Origin of the sequence: Streptacidiphilus jiangxiensis, from assembly GCF_900109465.1 — a bacterium.
Classification (GTDB): Bacteria; Actinomycetota; Actinomycetes; order Streptomycetales; family Streptomycetaceae; genus Streptacidiphilus; species Streptacidiphilus jiangxiensis.
On sequence record NZ_FOAZ01000015.1, the window covers coordinates 1 to 18002 of the forward strand.

An 18002-nucleotide genomic window follows, 5' to 3' on the forward strand; every position below is an offset into this window, starting at 1 on the left:
GTGTACAAGCTCGCGGAGGAGGTCACCGCCGGGCTCGAGGGCATGGAGGTGCCGCTGCGCGTCGCCGTGATGGGCTGCGTCGTGAACGGCCCGGGCGAGGCCCGGGAGGCCGATCTCGGTGTCGCGTCCGGCAACGGCAAGGGCCAGATCTTCGTCAAGGGCGAGGTCATCAAGACCGTGCCGGAGTCGAAGATCGTGGAGACCCTGATCGAGGAGGCCCTCAAGTTGGCCGAGCAGATGCAGGAGACGGCGGAGGGCGGCAGCCCGACCGTCGTCGCGGCGCCGTAGGGAAGGTGGACCGATGTCCCTCTTGGAATCCATCCGCAGCCCCCGCGACCTGCGCCTGCTGCCGCCCTCGGAACTCCCGCGGCTCGCGGAGGAGATCAGGGAGTTCCTGATCGACGCCGTCACCCGTTCGGGCGGACACCTCGGGCCCAATCTCGGGGTGGTCGAGCTGACCATCGCCCTGCACCGGGTCTTCGACTCGCCCAAGGACCGGATCCTGTTCGACACCGGGCACCAGTCCTACGTCCACAAGCTGCTGACCGGGCGGCAGGACTTCGACGGGTTCAAGACCAGCGGCGGCCTCTCCGGCTACCCCTCCCGCAGCGAGTCCGAGCACGACGTGATCGAGAACTCGCACGCCTCCACCGTCCTCGGCTACGCCGACGGGCTGGCCAAGGCCAACCAGCGGCTCGGCCACGAGGACCGGTGCGTCGTCGCCGTCACCGGCGACGGCGCGCTGACCGGCGGCATGGCCTGGGAGGCGCTGAACAACATCGCGGAGGCGAGCGACCGTCCCGTCGTCATCGTCGTCAACGACAACGAGCGCTCCTACGCACCGACGATCGGCGGCCTGGCCAACCACCTCGCCACGCTGCGTACCACCCAGGGCTACGAGAAGGTCCTCTCCTGGGGCAAGGACGCGCTGCAGCGCACGCCGGTCGTCGGCGGCCCGATCTACGACGCCCTGCACGGCGCGAAGAAGGGCTACAAGGACGCCTCCTCGCCGCAGGGCATGTTCGAGGACCTGGGCCTGAAGTACCTCGGCCCGATCGACGGCCACGACATCGCCGCCGTCGAGTCGGCGCTGCGCCGGGCCCGCGGCTTCGGCGGGCCGATCATCGTGCACTGCCTGACCGAGAAGGGCCGCGGCTACCGTCCGGCCGAGCTCGACGAGGCGGACCACTTCCACCAGGTCGGCGCGATCGACCCGATCACCTGTGAGCCGCTGCGGCCGTCCACGGGCGTCTCGTGGACGTCCGTCTTCGGCAAGGAGATGGTCGCGATCGGCAAGGAGCGCGAGGACGTGGTCGCGATCACCGCGGCCATGCTCGCGCCCGTCGGCCTGCAGGCCTTCGCCCGCGAGTTCCCGGACCGGATCTACGACGTCGGCATCGCCGAGCAACACGCCGCCGTCTCGGCGGCCGGGCTGGCCACCGGCGGTCTGCACCCCGTCGTCGCCGTCTACGCCACCTTCCTCAACCGGGCCTTCGACCAGGTGTTGATGGACTGTGCGTTGCACCGCTGCGGCGTGACGTTCGTCCTGGACCGCGCCGGGGTCACCGGCACCGACGGCGCCTCCCACAACGGAATGTGGGACCTGTCGATCCTCCAGGTCGTGCCCGGCCTGCGGATCGCCGCGCCGCGCGACGCCGAACAGCTGCGCGCCGAGCTGCGCGAGGCGCTGGAGGTCGACGACGCGCCCACCGTGGTCCGCTACCCGAAGGCCGAGGTCGGGCCGCCGATCGAGGCGGAGGAGCGGATCGGCGGCGTCGACGTGCTGCTGCGCACGGGGCCGACGGGTCGCATGCCGGAGGTGCTGCTCGTCGCCGTCGGCACCATGGCCTCCGCCTGTCTGGACGCGGCCGCGCTGATGACCGCCGAGGGGCTCGGCACCACCGTCGTCGACCCGCGCTGGGTCAAGCCCGTCGACCCGGCCCTGGTCGAGCTCGCCGCCCGGCACCGGCTCGTCGTCACGGTCGAGGACAACGGCCGCGTCGGCGGCGTCGGTGCAGCGGTCGCGCAGGCGCTGCGCGACGCCGACCTCGACGTGCCGACGCGCGAACTCGGCATTCCGCAGCGCTTCCTGGATCACGCGGCCCGCGGTGAGATCCTGGACGAGATCGGACTCACCGGTCCGGGCATCGCGGCCCAGACCGCCGGCTTCGCCAAGGCCCTGGGCCTGGTGGAGGGCCACGACCTTTTGTCGCCCGACAGTGTGGGAGGGGAACAGCACCATGGCAGCTGAGCCGACCGGGACCAGCCCGACCAGCCCGAAGTTCGACGTGGAGGCGCTGCTCAAGGAGCGCGGGGCGGAGCGCTACCGGCTGCACGCCGAGCACCTGAACCACCAGCTGCCGCGGATGCTGCACACCATCGGCTTCGACAAGGTCTACGACCACGCCAAGGGCGCGTACTTCTACGACGCCGAGGGCAACGACTACCTCGACATGCTGGCCGGGTTCGGCATCTTCGCCCTGGGCCGGCACCACCCGGTGGTCCGCGACGCCCTGCACCAGGTGACCGACCTGGAGCTGGCCGACCTCACCCGCTTCGACTGCCAGCCGCTGCCCGGGCTGCTGGCCGAGAAGCTGCTCTCCTACACCCCGCACCTGGACCGCGTCTTCTTCGGCAACAGCGGCACCGAGGCCGTCGAGACGGCGCTGAAGTTCGCCCGCTACGCCACCGGCAAGCCGCGGGTGCTCTTCTGCGACCACGCCTTCCACGGCCTGACCACCGGCTCCCTGTCGGTCAACGGCGAGGACGGCTTCCGCAAGGGCTTCGCCCCGCTGCTGCCGGACACCGCCATCCCGCTGGGCGATCTGGAGCGGCTGGAGCGCGAGCTGAAGAAGGGCGACGTCGCCGCGCTGATCGTCGAGCCGATCCAGGGCAAGGGCGTCCACGCCGCCCCCGACGGCTACCTGCGCGCCGCGCAGGAGCTGTTGCACAAGTACAAGGCGCTGCTCATCGCCGACGAGGTGCAGACGGGCATGGGCCGCACCGGCGACTTCTTCGCCTACCAGCACGAGGCCGGTGTCGAGCCGGACCTCGTCTGCGTGGCCAAGGCGCTGTCGGGGGGTTACGTCCCGGTCGGCGCGACGCTGGGCAAGGAGTGGATCTTCGAGAAGGTCTACTCGTCGATGGACCGGGTGCTCGTCCACTCCGCGAGCTTCGGCTCCAACACCCTCGCCATGACCGCCGGCCTGGCCACCCTGCACGTCTTCGAGAACGAGAAGGTCGTCGCGAACGCCCGCCGCGTGGGCGACCTGTTCCGCGAGCGCCTGGCTGCGCTGAAGCCGAAGTACGAGATGCTGGCCGACGTCCGCGGGCGCGGGCTGATGATCGGCATCGAGTTCGGCAAGCCGCAGTCGCTCAAGCTGCGCACCGGCTGGTCCGCCCTCCAGGCGGCCCGGAAGGGGCTCTTCGCGCAGATGGTGGTCGTGCCGCTGATGCAGCGGCACCGCATCCTCACCCAGGTCTCCGGCGACCACCTGGAGGTCATCAAGCTGATCCCGCCGCTGATCATCGGCGAGGCCGAGGTGGACCGCTTCGTCTCCGCCTTCGAGGAGATCATGGACGAGGCCCACAGTGGGACGGGGCTGATGCGGGACTTCGGCAAGACGCTGATCAAGCAGGCCGTCGCCGCGCGATAGCTGTCGTCGCTCGGGGGTGGGGGCCGGCTCCCGCACCCCCGACGCGCGTCAGACCTCGAGGTTCTCCTCGATCTTGCGGATGATGTGGCGAGCCATGGCCAGGTTCGAACGCTGCCGGTCGAGGGCCAGGTAGAGGAAGATGCCCTGGCTGCCCTTGTGCGTGAGCGGGCGGATCAGGTGGTACTGCTGGGTCAGCGTGATCAGGATGTCCTCGATGGCCTCGCCGTGGAGATTGAGCATCTCCATGGTGCGCATCTTTGCCCGGACGACGTCCGTGTTGCCCGCCGCCGCGACGTTGAGGTCGAGCTCGGTGCCGGTGCCCAGCGTCCCGAGAGCCAGGCCGCTGTTGTAGTCGACGAGCGCGACGCCGATGGCGCCTTCGATGCCCATCGCGTCCTTGAGTGCCGTTTCCATGTTCGCCATGGCGGAGACTTTAGAAGCGGCATTCGAAGGCCCAGGCGGAATGTCAATATACGATCGGAATTGACCGACTGTTACGGGATGCGAGCTCCCGATGATCACGCGCCACGGGTACGGGCTTCCGGATCTGGTCGGAGTGCGTCGGGAAGAGGTCGAGCTCGTCGAGCTCGTCCCGCCTGCCGCGGAAGGGTCCGCGTCCGCCGAAGCGCTCGCGCAGCCACGGGGCGATCCCGGTGGTCCAGTACCCGCGCATCCGCTCGTCGGCGCTGGTGATGATCGGCTCGAAGAGCGGCAGGATCAGCAGCACCAGCGCGCCCGCGCACCAGCCGGCCAGGACGTCGGTGACCCAGTGCGTGCCCAGGTAGACCGTCGTCGCGCCGACCGTGATGGCCGTCCACCCCGCCAGGACGGCGCCGGTGCGGCGCCAGCGGGTCGCGAGATAGGCCAGCACCCCCCAGGTCACCACCGCGTTCGCGGTGTGGCCGGACGGGAATATGTCACCGCCGAGGAAGATCTCGTTGGAGCCGTAGACGTGCGCGTAGTGCGGCCCCAGCCGACCCGTACCGATCTTGACCGCTCCCACGGACATGTTCAGCAGGACCAGCGCCACCCCCAGCACCAGCAGCGGGCGCCAGGACCTGGTCCGCCAGCAGCGCCAGCTGAGCCAGCCCGAGACCACGATCGCCACCGGGCCGCGCTGCCCGGCTATGACGTAGTAGTTCAGGAAGTTCCAGAGCGCGGGCCAGTGCTCGTAGGGCCGCCAGTTGAAGACCTCCCAGTCGAGCGCGACCAGGCGGGAGGTGGAGAAGACGGCGACGATGATCGTGGCGTAGGCGACCAGGTTGACCGCGAAGAGGATCTTGTGGGTACGGCTCAGCGGCCGCCAGCGCTCTCTGCTGGGCGGCTGCTCGTTCGACTGGTCGGGCCCCCGCTCGAGCAGTGTCCCCTCGGTCCTCTGGCTACGCACCCCTTCGACGTTACAGTGTTTCGTCTTCAACTCAGACGTCCAGGTCATCTTCGTGACAACCATGTGACCTGGTGGATTGTCGGATCTGAATAAGTGTCGTCTCTTTTTCGAGGATGACCGCCAGGGGATGTGATCTGCATCATCCTTGATCGCTGGGCGGTTTGGGCGCGCGATTCCGTGGGAATGCGCGCCGCACGGATTTACCTCCGACGCCTGAGGTATGAATTCGCTGTGGCACCGGAGGCATTCCGTCCTATTTCGGCCGGTGGGCCTTTCAGGACAGCCCTGCGTTCAACATCAGCCCGCCGTCCAGCACGAGCGTCTGCCCGGTGATCCAAGCGGCCTGCTCGGACAGCAGGAACGCGATCGTGCCGCCCACGTCCTCCGGCTCGCCGAGGCGGCCCAGCGGGTAGTTCTTCACCACCTGCTCCTCGTGCCCCGCGAACAGTGCCTCCGCGAACTTCGTCCGCACCACCGCCGGCGCGACCGCGTTCACCCGTACCTTCGGCGCGAGTTCGTGCGCGAGCTGCTGCGTCAACTGCATCAGGGCGGCCTTGCTGGCCCCGTACATCCCGATCCCCGGGGCCGGCCCCAGGGCCGAAACGGAGGACACGTTGACGATCGCCCCGCCGTGCTCCCCCTGCCAGGCCCGGTGCACGAGCTGCACCCACCCGAGGGTGGCGACGACGTTGATGTCGAGGATCTTTCGCGCGGCGTCGAGATCCAGATCGACCATGGTGCCGTAGACCGGGTTGGTGCCGACGTTGTTGACCAGGAAGTCGATCCGCCCGAAGGCCTCCATCGCGCGCTCGACGGTGTCCGCGCGGTGCGCGGGGTCGTGCGACTTGCCCGCGACGCCGAGAGCGTTCTGCGAACCGAGCGCGGCGACGGCTGCGTCGAGGGACGCGGCGTCGCGGCCGGTGATCACCACGCGGTCCCCGCGTTCGACGAGTGCCTGGGCGGCAGCGAACCCGATACCCCGGCTCCCGCCGGTGACGATTGCGACCTTGGACATGAGCTTTCCTATCTACGGGATGTTGCGCTCTCCTCAGGGGCGCGGGGAACTGCGCGAGGGACCACCCGGTGCGGAGGGCCCTGCTACTGGGGGACCATCTGCTCGTCGGTGGCTTGTCGCGCAGTTCCCCGCGCCCCTGGATGGTGCAACTAAAGGTTGATCAACTCAGAAATCCGCGCGCGGTGGCGATCCGCCGTTCCCAGGGCCAGCGACGCGCTCTTGGCGCGCTTGAGGTAGAGGTGGGCCGGGTGCTCCCAGGTGAAGCCGATGCCGCCGTGGAGCTGCACCGCCTCCTCCGTCGCCGTGACCGCGGCGCCCGAGGCGAACGCCTGGGCCAGGGCCGCGGTCAGTGGGAGGTCCGCGCCGCTCGCGGCGGCGTCCGCGCCTGCGCGCGCCACCGCGCGCATCTGGCTGACCAGGACCCACAGGTCCGCCAACCGGTGCTTGACCGCCTGGAAGCCGCCGATCGGCCGCCCGAACTGATGCCGTTCCTTCGCGTAGGCGACCGTCGTCGTCAGCGCCCACTCCGCGACGCCCAGTTGCTCGCTCGCGAGCAACGCCGCGCCGGTCTCCAGCGCCAGGCCGACCGCGGCGGCGGCCTCCGCGCCGGAGGCGAGCAGGACGCCCTCGACCCTGTCGAGGGTGACCACGGCGAGTTGGCGGGTCATGTCGAGCGACACCATCGGCTCGACCTGAGCGCCCGTCACCAGGTACAGCTCCGGGGTGCCGTCCCCGGCGAGCGCCGGAACCAGCAGGACGTCGGCCACCAGGGCGTCGGCCACGTGGCGGACCGTGCCGGACAACAGGCCGTCGTCCGCGTGGACGCCCGAGGGGAAACCCGGGCCGGGCGCGGTCGCGAACGGCACCGTCAGCGCCCCGACCGCCTCGCCGGAGGCCAGCTGCGACAGCACCTTGCGCTCGCCGACGGCCAGCAGCGCGGCCGTCGCGAGGACACAACTGCCGAAGAAGGGCACGGGCGCGACGGCGCGGCCGAGCTCCTCCAGCACGACGGCCGTCTCCCGCCAGCTCGCCCCTGCGCCGCCCAGCTCCTCGGGCACCGGCAGGCCGGTGACACCCAACTCGTCGGCGAGGGACCGCCAGAGCGCGAGGTCGGTGGTCTGCTCCGCCTCGGTGCGGGCCAGGGTCACGTTCGCGGGTGCCCGGTCGGCCAGGAGGGCGCGGACGTTGGCCCGCAGTTCCTCCTCGACCTCGGAGTAGTTCAGGTCCAGGCCGCTCATCGGGGCAGGTCCTTCCATGCGACGTCCTTGTCGACGCGGATCTCCTGTGGCAGGCCCAGCACCCGTTCGGCGATGATGCCGCGCAGGATCTCCGAGGTGCCGCCCTCGATCGAGTTGCCCTTGGCCCGCAGGTAGCGGTAGCCGGGGCTGCCGCCGATCATCGACGGGTTGGCGGGTCGGCGGAACGAGTAGTCCTCGTACTCCAGACCCTCCGCGCCGAGCAGCTCCAGCTCCAGGCCGGAGATCTGCTGGTTGAGCCGGGCGAAGGCGAGCTTCGCGGCGCTGCCCTCGGGCCCCGGCTGCCCGGCGGCGAGCTGCTGCCGCAGGCGCTCCGAGGTGAGGCGCGCGGCCTCGGCGTCGACCCAGAGCCGCAGTACCGCGTCCTGGAGGGCGGGCGTGTGCAGGTCGGGGCGTTCGCGCCAGGTGCGGGCGAGGACGCCGATCATTCCGCCCTCGCGGGGTTCGGCGTGCCCGCCGATGGCGACCCGCTCGTTCATCAGCGTCGTCTGCGCGACGCGCCAGCCGTCCCCCACGGCGCCGAGCCGGTGCGCGTCGGGGATGCGGACGCCGGAGAGGAAGACCTCGTTGAACTCCGCCTCCCCGGTGGCCTGCCGCAGCGGCCGGACCTCCACGCCGGGGGCGTGCATGTCGCAGACGAAGTAGGTCATGCCGCGGTGCTTGGGCACGTCGGGGTCGGTGCGGGTGACCAGGATCGCCCAGTCGGCCTCGTGGGCGAGGGAGGTCCACACCTTCTGACCGTCGACGATCCAGTCGCCGGTCTCCTCCTCCTGCACGGCGCGGGTGCCGAGCGCGGCGAGGTCCGAGCCGGCGCCGGGCTCGGAGAAGAGCTGGCACCAGACCTCCTCCCCGGTCCACAGGGGCCGCAGGAAGCGGCGCCGTACCTCCTCACTCCCGTGCGCGAGCAGCGTGGGCGCGGCCATGCCGAGGCCGATGCCGTGTCGCCCGCTGTCGAGCGTGGGGGCCCCGGCAGCGGCGAAGGCGTCGTTCACCTCCTGCTGTGTCGCTCTGGGCGCGGAGCGGCCACCGAGGCCTTCGGGGAAGTGCACCCACGCCAGCCCGGCGTCGAACCGGGCCCCGAGGAAGTCCGCGACGGGAGTGGTCGCGGGGTCGTGCGCGGCCAGCAAGTCGCCGATCGCGCGGGTCAGTTCAGCATCCACGAGACGATCACCTTTCGACTCTGAATGGGTTGCACTCCCCAGGGGCGCGAGGAACTGCGCGAGCAACCACCGGTGTGCGGATGGTCCCCCACGTTCGGCCCGCCACGTGGGTGGGTGGCTTGTCGCGCAGTTCCCCGCGCCCCTGGGTCGTGCAACTGAATGTGCTAGTCCAGCGGGCCGCCGGCGACGTAGATGACCTGGCCGGAGACGAAGCCCGCGCCCTCGCTGACGAGGAAGGAGACGGTGTGGGCGATGTCGTCCGGGACGCCGACGCGGTTGACCGGGATCATCGTCGCGGCCGCCGCCTTGAACTCCTCGAAGCCCATCCCGACGCGCTCCGCGGTCGCCGCGGTCATGTCGGTGGCGATGAAGCCCGGCGCCACCGCGTTCGCGGTGATGCCGAACTTGCCGAGCTCCTTGGAGAGCGTCTTGGTGAAGCCCTGCAGACCCGCCTTCGCGGCGCTGTAGTTGGCCTGGCCGCGGTTGCCCAGCGCGCTGGAGGAGGACAGGTTGACGATGCGGCCGTAGCCGGCGTCGACCATGTGCTTCTGGCAGGCCTTGGACATCAGGAACGCGCCCTTGAGGTGCACGTTCATGACGGTGTCCCAGTCCGACTCGGACATCTTGAACAGCAGGTTGTCGCGCAGCACACCGGCGTTGTTGACCAGGACCACCGGCGCGCCCAGCTCGGCCACGACGCGCTCGACCGCGGCGGCGACCTGCTCGCCGTTGCTGACGTCCGCGCCCACCGCGATGGCGCGGCCACCGGCGGCGGTGATCTTCTCGACGGTGTCCTTTCCGGCCGCCTCCTCCAGGTCGATCACCGCGACGGCGAAGCCGTCCGCGGCCAGGCGGATGGCGGTGGCGGCGCCGATGCCGCGCGCCGCTCCGGTGACGATGGCGACGCGGTTCTGCTCGGTCATGAGGGGGGTTCTCCTGAGGTGAGTGGTGAGAGGGGAGTGGTCAGGCGAGGTAGGGCTTGAGTTCGCGGCGCGCCAGCGACCGCTTGTGGACCTCGTCGGGGCCGTCGGCGAAGCGCAGCGTCCGCGCGGCGGCCCAGAGCTGGGCGAGAGGGTAGTCCTGGGAGATGCCGCCCGCGCCGTGGGCCTGGATGGCCTTGTCGAGGATCCACTCGACCGTCGCCGGGGTGGCGATCTTGATGGCCTGGATCTCGGTGTGGGCGCCCTTGTTGCCGACGGTGTCCATCAGCCAGGCGGTCTTCAGCACCAGCAGCCGCAGCTGCTCGATCCGCACCCGGGACTCCGCGATCCACTCCTGGACCACGCCCTGCTCGGCCAGCGGCTTGCCGAAGGCGGTGCGGGAGACGACCCGGCGGCACATCAGCTCCACGGCCCGCTCGGCCATGCCGATCAGGCGCATGCAGTGGTGGATCCGGCCCGGACCCAGCCGGGCCTGGGCGATGGCGAAGCCGAGGCCTTCCCCCGCGATGAGGTTCTCGGCCGGGACGCGGACGTCGGTGAAGACGATCTCGGCGTGGCCGCCGTGGGCGCCGTCGGTGTAGCCGAAGACCTCCATGCCGCGCCGCACGTCGACCCCGGGGGTGTCGCGTGGGACAAGGATCATGCTCTGCTGGCGGTGCTTCTCCGCGTCGGGGTTGCTGCGGCCCATGACGATGAAGATCTCGCACTCGGGGCTCATCGCACCCGAGGACCACCACTTGCGGCCGTTGACGACATAGGAGTCGCCGTCCCGTTCGATCCGGGTGGCGATGTTGTTCGCGTCGGAGGAGGCGACCTCGGGCTCGGTCATGCAGAAGGCGGAGCGGATCTCGCCCTCCAGCAGTGGCGTCAGCCAGCGCTTCTGCTGCGCGGGGGTGCCGAACTCGGCGAGCACCTCCATGTTGCCGGTGTCGGGGGCCGCGCAGTTGAGCGCCTCGGGGGCCAGGTACGGGCTGCGGCCGGTGATCTCGGCGAGCGGCGCGTACTGGAGGTTGGTCAGGCCCGCGCCGTGCTCGGCGTTGGGCAAGAACAGGTTCCACAGCCCGCGCCGCCGCGCCTCGGCCTTCAGCTCGGCCATGACGGCCGGGCGCGCCCAGACGTCGTCGGCCTCGCGCAGCTGCTGCGCGGCGACCGGCTCGGCCGGGTAGACGCACTCGTCCATGAAGGCCAGCAGCCGCTGCTGCAGTTCGAGCGTCCGCTCGTCGTAGCGGAAGTCCATCAGTCGCCCGCCTTCCCGTTCATGGTGTCCAGGGCGAGCGCGACCAGCGGCGGCACCATCGCGCCGAGGTGGGCGAAGCCGTCGCCGACGGTCTTGCCCTGGGAGAAGCGGTAGTGGATGCCCTCGGCGATGACCGCCAGCTTGTACTGGGCGAAGGCCGTGTACCAGGGCAGGGGAGTGAGGTCGAGGCCGGTGGTGGCGCTGTAGCGCTCGACGAGCTCGTCCATCGCGGGGAAGCCGAGGGCGGGGCTGACGGCTCCGGCGACGGGGTTGCCGGGCATGTTGCCGGCGATGTCCCAGTACACCTTCATCAGGCCGACGTCGGCGAGCGGGTCGCCGAGGGTGGCCATCTCCCAGTCCAGGACGGCGGCGATGCTGTCGTCGTCGGCGGCGATGGTGTTGTCGAGGCGGTAGTCGCCGTGGACGACCGTCGCCCGCTGCGGGGCGGGCACGCCCTTGCTGAGCCGCTGCTGCAGCTCCTCCATGCCGGGGATGTCGCGGCTGCGGGATGCCTCGAACTGGCGGTGCCAACGCGAGACCTGCCGCTCCATGTACCCGTCCGGGCGTCCGAACTCGGCGAGGCCGGCCGCCGCGGGCTCGACGGCGTGCAGGTCGGCGAGGACGTCGATCAGTCGGAAGGAGAGGGCACGGGCCCGTTCCGCGCCGAGCCCGGCGGCGTCGTCGGCGGTGCGGTAGACGGTGCCGGGCACCTCGTCCATCAGATAGAAAGGAGCGCCGACGACCTCGGTGTCCTCGCACAGCAGGTGCACGCGCGGGACGGGCACCGGTGTCGTGGCGAGGGCGGCGATGACGGTGTGCTCCCGCACCATGTCGTGGGCGGTGGCCAGCACGTGGCCGAGCGGCGGCCGACGCAGCACCCACCGGTGGTTGCCGTCGGTGAGCCGGTAGGTCAGATTGGACTTGCCACCGGAGATCAGCGTGGCCGTCAGCGGCCCGGTGCCGAGGTGGGCGCGGAGCCGGTCGAGATCCAGCCCCGGGGGCGTCGGAGTGCTCATGGCCGTCACGATACCGACTAGTAGGTATGTCGACTAGAGTGGCTCGCGCGTGGCCCGCACCACGTTGACACCACAGAGCCGACACGACAGAGAAGAAGAGGACGCCGATGACAGCCCGCGTCGACATGGCGATCCCCGTGCAGGAGCGGCTGCTGGCCGCCGCGAGCCGGCTCTTCGCCGAGCGGGGCTTCGCGCCCACCTCGGTCCAGGACATCGTCGAGTTGGCCGGGGTCACCAAGGGGGCGATGTACCACTACTACTCGTCCAAGGACGACCTTCTCCAGCAGATCTACACGCGGCTGCTCTCGGTGCAGCAGGAGCGCCTCGCGGAGATCGCGGAGGGCCCGCTCCCGGTGGCCGAGCGGCTGCGCGAGGCGGCTGCGGACGTCGTGGTGAGCACCCTGGAGAACCTCGACGACGCCATGGTCTCCTTCCGCTCCATCCACATGCTCCCGCCGGACCGCCAGGCCCAGGTGCGGGCCGACCGCCGCCGTTACCACGAGCGGTTCCGGGCGCTGATCGAGGAGGGGCAGGCCGCGGGAGTCTTCCGGGACGATCTTGCGGCGGATCTGGTGACCCATCAGTTCTTCGGCGGCGTGCACCATCTGGGCAGCTGGTACCGAGTGGACGGGGCGCTGACCCCGCAGGCGATCGGCGGGTCCTTTGCCGAGCTTTTGCTTCGGAGCCTGCAACCGATCTGAGTCGACCACCAACGATCGGCTCGGATCACGATTGGATCGCAGCCCTCTGGGCCATGTCGCTCTGGTCTGTCTGGTTTGTATAGTGTCGGCCAGCAGCCGACGGCTGCCCGGCCGAAAACTCCGTACACAGGACCCCCACATGGTGCCTGCCCACGGTCGCGCCGACTCATCATCCGAACGCGCCCACCCACAGGGCTGACAAAAGCGTCGGGAACACTTCAGGACGGTCCTATGGTGCTGGGGGATATCGACATGACGGGTACGCCGATCCGCTTGTCCCAGTCGCCTGGTCAGCTGATCCGCATAGCCCAGCAGGTTCACACGCGGTTGTGGACCGAGCACGTCGGGGCTGAGCTGACCGCGCCCCAGTACGCCGCGCTCATCGCCCTGGCACTGGAGCCGGGCGCCGACCAGCGGACGGTCGGGGAGCGCGCGTCGCTGGACAAGGCGACCATGGCCGAGATGGTGGGCCGACTGGTCAGGCGTGGCCTGGTGCTGCGCCGCCGCGACCCGGCCGACGGGCGCCGCAAGCTGCTGACCCTCTCGCCGCACGGTGAGCAGGTCATGCAGGAGGCCTCGAACGGCGTCGCCGTCGTCCAGCGCGAGCTGCTGGTGCCGCTCACGGAGGCCGAGCGCTCCGAGCTGATGATGGCGCTGGCGCGCATGGCGCGGATGGAGAACCTCGCGCTGGAGACCATGGTGGACGCCCGTCCGCTGCTGGATGCTCCACGCGTCATCGGCTACCTGATCCGTGTGGCCCAGCAGGTGCACACGCGGCTCTGGACCGAGCTGGTCTCCAGCGAGCTCACCGCGCCGCAGCACGCGGTGCTGGACGCCCTCTCCGTCGAGCCGGACATCGACCAGCGCACGGTCGGCGAGCGCACCTCGCTCGACAAGGCCACGATGGCCGAGCTGATCAGCCGCCTGGTCCGCCGTGGCCTGGTGCTGCGCCGGCGCGACCCCGCCGACGGCCGCCGCAACCTGCTGGCGCTGGCCCCCGGTGGAGCCCGCCTGCTGGAGGAGGTCAACCCCGGCGTCGCCGAGGTCCAGGCGCGTCTGCTGGAGCCCCTGGACGAGATCGAGCGCGAGCGGACCCTCACCCTGCTCGCACTCGCCGCCCGACTGCTGGTGCGCTGACTTCTCTCCTGTTTTTCCTGCATGTCACTGCGGGCGTCGCGGAAGCGGCGCCCGCACACTTTTTCCATGGCGAACAGCGAGACCAGAGCGCGGAAGATCGGCCCAGTCACCGTCAACGTGCGCACGGTCGGCGCCGCGGTCCTGTTGGTCCTGGCGGTCTGGTTCATCCTGATGAACACCGCCAAGGTGAAGATCCACCTCTGGGGCATGGCCACGGTGACCATGTCGATGTGGGTCTGGCTCACGGTGATGCTGCTCGTGGGCGTGTTGCTGGGCTGGTTCGGCCGCCGGTACCGGGAGAAGAACCGCTGAGAGTGTGAGCCCGGCCACAGCCGGGTTCTCTTCCACGATCGCCGATAGTTGATCGTTTGCCGGGGCGGCCGGAGGCGTCCGCAGGGCCTTCACATGGGGCTTACGCGCTCTGGCGATCTTCCTCGCAGCTCACCCACGCTGGGGCGACTACGCCGTTCCACTACGGACCCGCGTAGTAGAAGGCGCTTTGAACCCGGCGTATCCGGCTTGTTATCAATGGCGGAGTCGTCACGGCGGCCCCGCGATCGAAGGTTGCTCGCAGGGCCTGCCCGCAGTCCGGCACCAGCCCGAAACCGGCGTGCCAACGGCAGCCGCCGACCCCGCAGCGCACCTGTCCCGTGCTGCGGGCGAGGTCGGCAGGCCGCCCAGCCAACCGATTGAGAGCTTTCTTCATGCCTTCCATGCCCTCCCTGAACCTGCGCAAGCGCGGCATCGCCATCGCCGGCTCCGTCGCCGCCGTGGGTCTCGCCGCCACCGCCGCGGTGGCGCTCCCGGGCAACGGTGCGTCCTCGGCTGTCGCCGACCCCAACGCGAAGGCGGTGGTCGCCAGCGCCGACGCCCAGGCCTCCCACGAGGCCTCGGCCAAGGCGGTAGCGGCCAAGGCCGCCGCCGACAAGGCGGCAGCGGAGAAGGCCGCAGCGGACAAGGCGGCGGCGGAGAAGGCTGCGGCCGACAAGGCCGCCGCCGAGAAGAAGGCCGAGGCTGAGAAGGCGGCCGCCGACAAGGCCGCGGCCGACAAGGCGGCAGCGGAGAAGGCCGCCGCCGAGAAGGCCGCTGCGGACAAGGCTGCGGCGCAGCGTGCCGCGCAGGACGCCGCGAACCGCTCGGAGCAGCGTCAGCCGATCCAGCAGCAGGCGCCGGCGGCCCCGTCCGGCAGCCCGCAGGAGATCGCCGCCCAGATCGTCCCGGCGGACCAGCTGGCCTCCTTCGACCAGATCATCTCCCACGAGAGCGGCTGGAACGTCTCCGCGACCAACCCCTCCTCCGGCGCGTACGGCCTGGCGCAGGCCCTCCCGGGCTCCAAGATGGCCTCCGCGGGCGCCGACTGGCAGACCAGCGCGGCCACGCAGATCCGCTGGGCGCTCAGCTACATGAACAGCACCTACGGCAGCCCCAACGCCGCCTGGTCCTTCTGGCAGGCGAACGGCTGGTACTGACCCCTTCCGTTGCGGCGACCTCAGGCGCGCGGGGAACTGCGCGAACAACCACTGACGAGCGGATGGCCCTGTCCAAGGGGGACATCCGCACGCCGGTGGCTTGTCGCGCAGTACCCCGCGCCCCTGGGTGTTGCCACTGGCTCATTGCGCAGAAGTCCTCGCGCCCCTGTTGTGGCTCTTGTCAGCGGGCTGTAGGCCTGCCACGATCTTGCCCTCTGTGAGACCGCGCGTCAGCGAGGGGGCGCACGTGGGCCGGAACGGTCAGGCGTGGCACAGGTACTACGCGAGCGGCGTGCCGCAGCAGCTCAGCATTCCCAACATTCCCGTGCATGGCCTGCTCGACGACGCGGTGGCCCGGTACGGGCGTCGTACCGCCCTCGTGTTCCTCGGGCGGCGGACCAGCTACCGCGCGCTCGGGCGCGAGGTCGCGCGGTTCGCCGAGGGGCTGCGCGCGCTGGGGGTGGGGCGGGGTGACCGCGTCGCGCTCGTGCTGCCGAACTGTCCGCAGTACGTCGTGGCGTTCTACGCCACCCTGCGGCTCGGTGCGGTCGTCGTGCCGACCAATCCGCTCTACACCGAGTCCGAGCTGGCGCACCAGCTCAAGGACAGCGGCGCCGTCGTCGCCGTCGTCCACGACGGCGCCTTCGCGCAGGTCGACGCGGTGCGCGGGCGGACCGCGCTGCGGCACGTCGTCGTCGCGTCCCTGGCGGACGCACTGCCGCTGCGGGCGCGCCTCGCGCTGCGGCTGCCCGTCGCGCGCTCGCGCGAGCTGCGCGGCAAGCTGTCCACCCCGCTGCCGGCCGGTGCCGACGTGGTCCGCTTCGCGGACGTGCCGCGACGCCCGCCGCGCAAGGGCGGGCCCGCGCTGGGGCCGGTGAGCCCGCGCAACGCCGTGGCCGTGCTGCAGTACACCGGCGGGACCACGGGTACGCCGAAGGGCGCCATGCTGACCCATCGCAACCTGGTGGCCAACGCCCACCAGGTGCGGGCCTGGTATCCGCAGCTGCGCCCGGGGCGCGAGACGCTGCTCGCCTGCCTGCCGATGTTCCACGTCTACGGCATGACCATGTGCCTCGGCGTCGCCGCGACCGCCGGCGCGCGGACGGTGCTGCTGCCGAACTTCGATCCCGCGCTCGTCGTGAGGACGCTGCGCCGCTGGCGGCCGACGCTCTTTCCCGGGGTGCCGCCGATGTACCAGGCGTTGATGAAGGAGGCCGAGCAGCACGGCCCGGCCGTCAAGCGCGCGCTGCGTTCGGTGCGCTACTGCATCTCCGGTGCGATGCGGCTGGAGCCGGAGACGGTGGACCGGTTCCGCGAGCTGACCGGGGCGCACCTGGTCGAGGGGTACGGGCTGTCCGAGGCCTCGCCGGTGGTGCTGGCCAACCCGTTGAACGCCAACGCCCGTCCGGGCACGGTCGGCATACCGCTGCCGGGGACCGAGGTGCGGATCGTCGCCGAGGACGATCCGGGCAAGGAGCAACCGCCGGGCGAGGCGGGGGAGCTGGTGGTGCGCGGGCCGCAGGTCTTCGCGGGCTACTGGCACGAGCGCGAGGACAGCGCCGCCATGCTGCACGACCGGTGGCTCTTCACCGGCGACATCGCCGTGATGAGCCCGGACGGGTTCGTGACCGTCATCGACCGCAAGCGCGACGTGATCATCGCCTCCGGATTCAGCATCTTCCCGAGCGAGATCGAGGAAGTGCTGCTGGCGCACCCGGCGGTGGCGGACGCCGCCGTGGTGGGCGTGCCCGACGCCTACCGGGGCGAGACGGTCAAGGCGTGCGTGATCGTGAGGCCGGGGAGCCGGCTCACCGAGCGGTCGCTGATCGAGTACTGCGCCGCTCGGCTCACCGGCTACAAAGTGCCCAAGATCGTGGAGTTCCGGGTGGACCCGCTGCCCCGCAACATGCTCGGCAAGGTGCTGCGCCGAATGCTGCGGGACGAGCATCAGGCCTGGGAGTCGTCCGGCTCCGCGGCCTTCGAGACCTCCAGGGAGCCCGCTGCCGCCGACCCGGTCGCGGCGCCCGCCGCGGACTCCGTGGGCTGACGGTCCTTGAGGGCCTCGGACAGCGTCAGGCTGCGGTCCCAGATGGAGTGGAACGTCAGCGCCAGCGCCTCGGCCAGGGAGGGGTGGCGGATGCACAGCGAGGTCGTCGCGCTGTCGCGGGCCACCGGGTCGGGCATGTCGCAGAGCACGGTCGAGCCGTCCGCGATGATCATCTTGAGCGGCAGCTCGTCGGCGATGCGGATCTCCTCGCCCGCGTCGACGAACAGGTGCATCACCTCGACCAGCGCCGGGTCCTCCAGGACCTCGCGCGAGTAGAGCGAGCGCACGGTGCGGCCCGCCGCGTGCAGGCGGGCGCTGGCCTCCAGGCCGGCCAGGTTCTCCGGCGGGGTGAACCACGGCGGCTTGGAGAAGCTGAGCAGCTCCCGCTCGGCGGTGGTCTGCAGCCGCGCGAAGCGCTCGCCGATGTCGTTGGCGTCCCGCAGCACCTCGACGTAGTCGAGCGGGTCGGTGTGGGTGCGACCGCTGTCGAAGGTGGGCGTGAGTTCACGGGCGAGCTCGGTGGAGAGGCGCTCCAGCCGCCCCAGCGAGCGCCGCTGCTGCTCGATCAACCGCTCGACGGCGGTGTCCGGGGCGATCGCGGAGTAGCCGGCAACGCGGCCCGGGTGAAGCACGGCGAGCTGCCGACGGATCAGCCCCTCGAGCACGTCGTAGACGCGCTGCCGGGGTACACCCGCCTCCCTGGCGACTTCGGCCGCGGTGAAGACGTCGCGGCGGATCAGGGCGAGGTACACCCGGGCCTCGTAATTGGTGAGGCCCAGCTCCTCCAGGTCGGCTGCGCGTCGATCGTCCGTCTGCATGCTGGCACGTTAGCGGCGGGAGTGCGGGTGCTGGCAAGCGCCATCCGCGAGTTGGGGGTGCCGACGCGCCGACCGGTGGGATTTTTCCGGACGAAACGGGGTGACGACGCGCGGGTGAACAGGCGAAGTCCGGGTTGCCGCGAGCTTACTTGCCGTAAGGCT

Annotated in this window: 16 protein-coding genes and 1 pseudogene; 8 read left to right on the plus strand and 9 right to left on the minus strand. The window is 70.8% G+C overall.

Annotated features, from left to right (window positions below; genetic code table 11):
* From BMY61_RS25980 to BMY61_RS25990, 3 genes and pseudogenes are all read left to right on the plus strand, one after another.
* A pseudogene (locus BMY61_RS25980) lies at positions 1–288 on the plus strand (flavodoxin-dependent (E)-4-hydroxy-3-methylbut-2-enyl-diphosphate synthase); the annotation flags it as partial.
* A gap of 13 nt (positions 289–301) precedes the next feature.
* Positions 302–2251, plus strand: a complete 1950-nt coding sequence (dxs, locus tag BMY61_RS25985; RefSeq protein WP_042455326.1) for a 1-deoxy-D-xylulose-5-phosphate synthase — start codon at positions 302–304, stop codon at positions 2249–2251.
* Positions 2241–3656 carry an aspartate aminotransferase family protein gene (locus BMY61_RS25990; protein WP_042455329.1) on the plus strand — a complete coding sequence of 472 codons (1416 nt, stop codon included), beginning with the start codon at positions 2241–2243 and terminating at the stop codon, positions 3654–3656. The genes dxs and BMY61_RS25990 overlap by 11 nt, the downstream gene beginning before the upstream one ends.
* A 48-nt stretch (positions 3657–3704) precedes the next feature.
* Here the strand turns inward: BMY61_RS25990 and BMY61_RS25995 are convergent, their stop codons facing one another.
* The 8 genes from BMY61_RS25995 to BMY61_RS26030 all read right to left on the minus strand — a co-directional run bounded on the left by BMY61_RS25995 (position 3705) and on the right by BMY61_RS26030 (position 11668).
* Positions 3705–4079, minus strand: coding sequence for a hypothetical protein (locus BMY61_RS25995; protein WP_042455331.1), 375 nt, complete (start codon positions 4077–4079; stop codon positions 3705–3707).
* A gap of 43 nt (positions 4080–4122) precedes the next feature.
* Positions 4123–5043 carry a phosphatase PAP2 family protein gene (locus BMY61_RS26000; protein WP_052439219.1) on the minus strand — a complete coding sequence of 307 codons (921 nt, stop codon included), beginning with the start codon at positions 5041–5043 and terminating at the stop codon, positions 4123–4125.
* 274 nt (positions 5044–5317) lie between these two features.
* Entirely contained in the window at positions 5318–6058 is a 741-nt protein-coding gene (locus tag BMY61_RS26005) for an SDR family oxidoreductase (protein WP_042455334.1), read from the minus strand.
* 149 nt (positions 6059–6207) lie between these two features.
* Positions 6208–7314, minus strand: coding sequence for an acyl-CoA dehydrogenase family protein (locus tag BMY61_RS26010; protein ID WP_236656552.1), 1107 nt, complete (start codon positions 7312–7314; stop codon positions 6208–6210).
* Complete coding sequence (locus BMY61_RS26015) at positions 7293–8474, minus strand: acyl-CoA dehydrogenase family protein (RefSeq protein ID WP_042455340.1); 1182 nt, start codon at positions 8472–8474, stop codon at positions 7293–7295. Before BMY61_RS26015 ends, BMY61_RS26010 begins: the two co-directional genes overlap by 22 nt.
* Positions 8475–8638: 164 nt before the next feature.
* Positions 8639–9397: a 3-oxoacyl-ACP reductase FabG gene (gene fabG / locus BMY61_RS26020; RefSeq protein WP_042455343.1), complete on the minus strand. Its 759-nt coding sequence runs from the start codon at positions 9395–9397 to the stop codon at positions 8639–8641.
* A gap of 40 nt (positions 9398–9437) precedes the next feature.
* On the minus strand, positions 9438–10652 hold the full coding sequence (locus BMY61_RS26025) for an acyl-CoA dehydrogenase family protein (protein ID WP_042455346.1): 1215 nt from the start codon (positions 10650–10652) through the stop codon (positions 9438–9440).
* Positions 10652–11668, minus strand: coding sequence for a phosphotransferase family protein (locus BMY61_RS26030; RefSeq protein ID WP_042455349.1), 1017 nt, complete (start codon positions 11666–11668; stop codon positions 10652–10654). The genes BMY61_RS26025 and BMY61_RS26030 overlap by 1 nt, the downstream gene beginning before the upstream one ends.
* A gap of 107 nt (positions 11669–11775) precedes the next feature.
* On the opposite strand from BMY61_RS26030, the gene BMY61_RS26035 reads away from it, so the two are divergent.
* The 5 genes from BMY61_RS26035 to BMY61_RS26060 all read left to right on the plus strand — a co-directional run bounded on the left by BMY61_RS26035 (position 11776) and on the right by BMY61_RS26060 (position 17022).
* The gene (locus BMY61_RS26035; protein ID WP_042455352.1) at positions 11776–12369 is read left to right on the plus strand and encodes a TetR/AcrR family transcriptional regulator; all 594 of its coding nucleotides are present in this window, start codon (positions 11776–11778) and stop codon (positions 12367–12369) included.
* Positions 12370–12600: 231 nt separating this feature from the next.
* Positions 12601–13506: a MarR family winged helix-turn-helix transcriptional regulator gene (locus tag BMY61_RS48660; RefSeq protein WP_082015451.1), complete on the plus strand. Its 906-nt coding sequence runs from the start codon at positions 12601–12603 to the stop codon at positions 13504–13506.
* A 66-nt stretch (positions 13507–13572) separates the two neighbouring features.
* Positions 13573–13818: a LapA family protein gene (locus tag BMY61_RS26050; RefSeq protein ID WP_042455355.1), complete on the plus strand. Its 246-nt coding sequence runs from the start codon at positions 13573–13575 to the stop codon at positions 13816–13818.
* Between the two features lie 401 nt (positions 13819–14219).
* Positions 14220–14975, plus strand: coding sequence for an aggregation-promoting factor C-terminal-like domain-containing protein (locus BMY61_RS26055; RefSeq protein ID WP_042455359.1), 756 nt, complete (start codon positions 14220–14222; stop codon positions 14973–14975).
* Between the two features lie 247 nt (positions 14976–15222).
* A complete protein-coding gene (locus BMY61_RS26060; protein ID WP_063773353.1) occupies positions 15223–17022 on the plus strand; it encodes an AMP-binding protein in 1800 nt (599 codons plus the stop codon).
* Here BMY61_RS26060 and BMY61_RS26065 read toward each other — a convergent pair.
* Entirely contained in the window at positions 16923–17840 is a 918-nt protein-coding gene (locus tag BMY61_RS26065) for a TrmB family transcriptional regulator (RefSeq protein ID WP_063773354.1), read from the minus strand. The genes BMY61_RS26060 and BMY61_RS26065 overlap by 100 nt on opposite strands.
* Between the last annotated feature and the right edge of the window lie 162 nt (positions 17841–18002).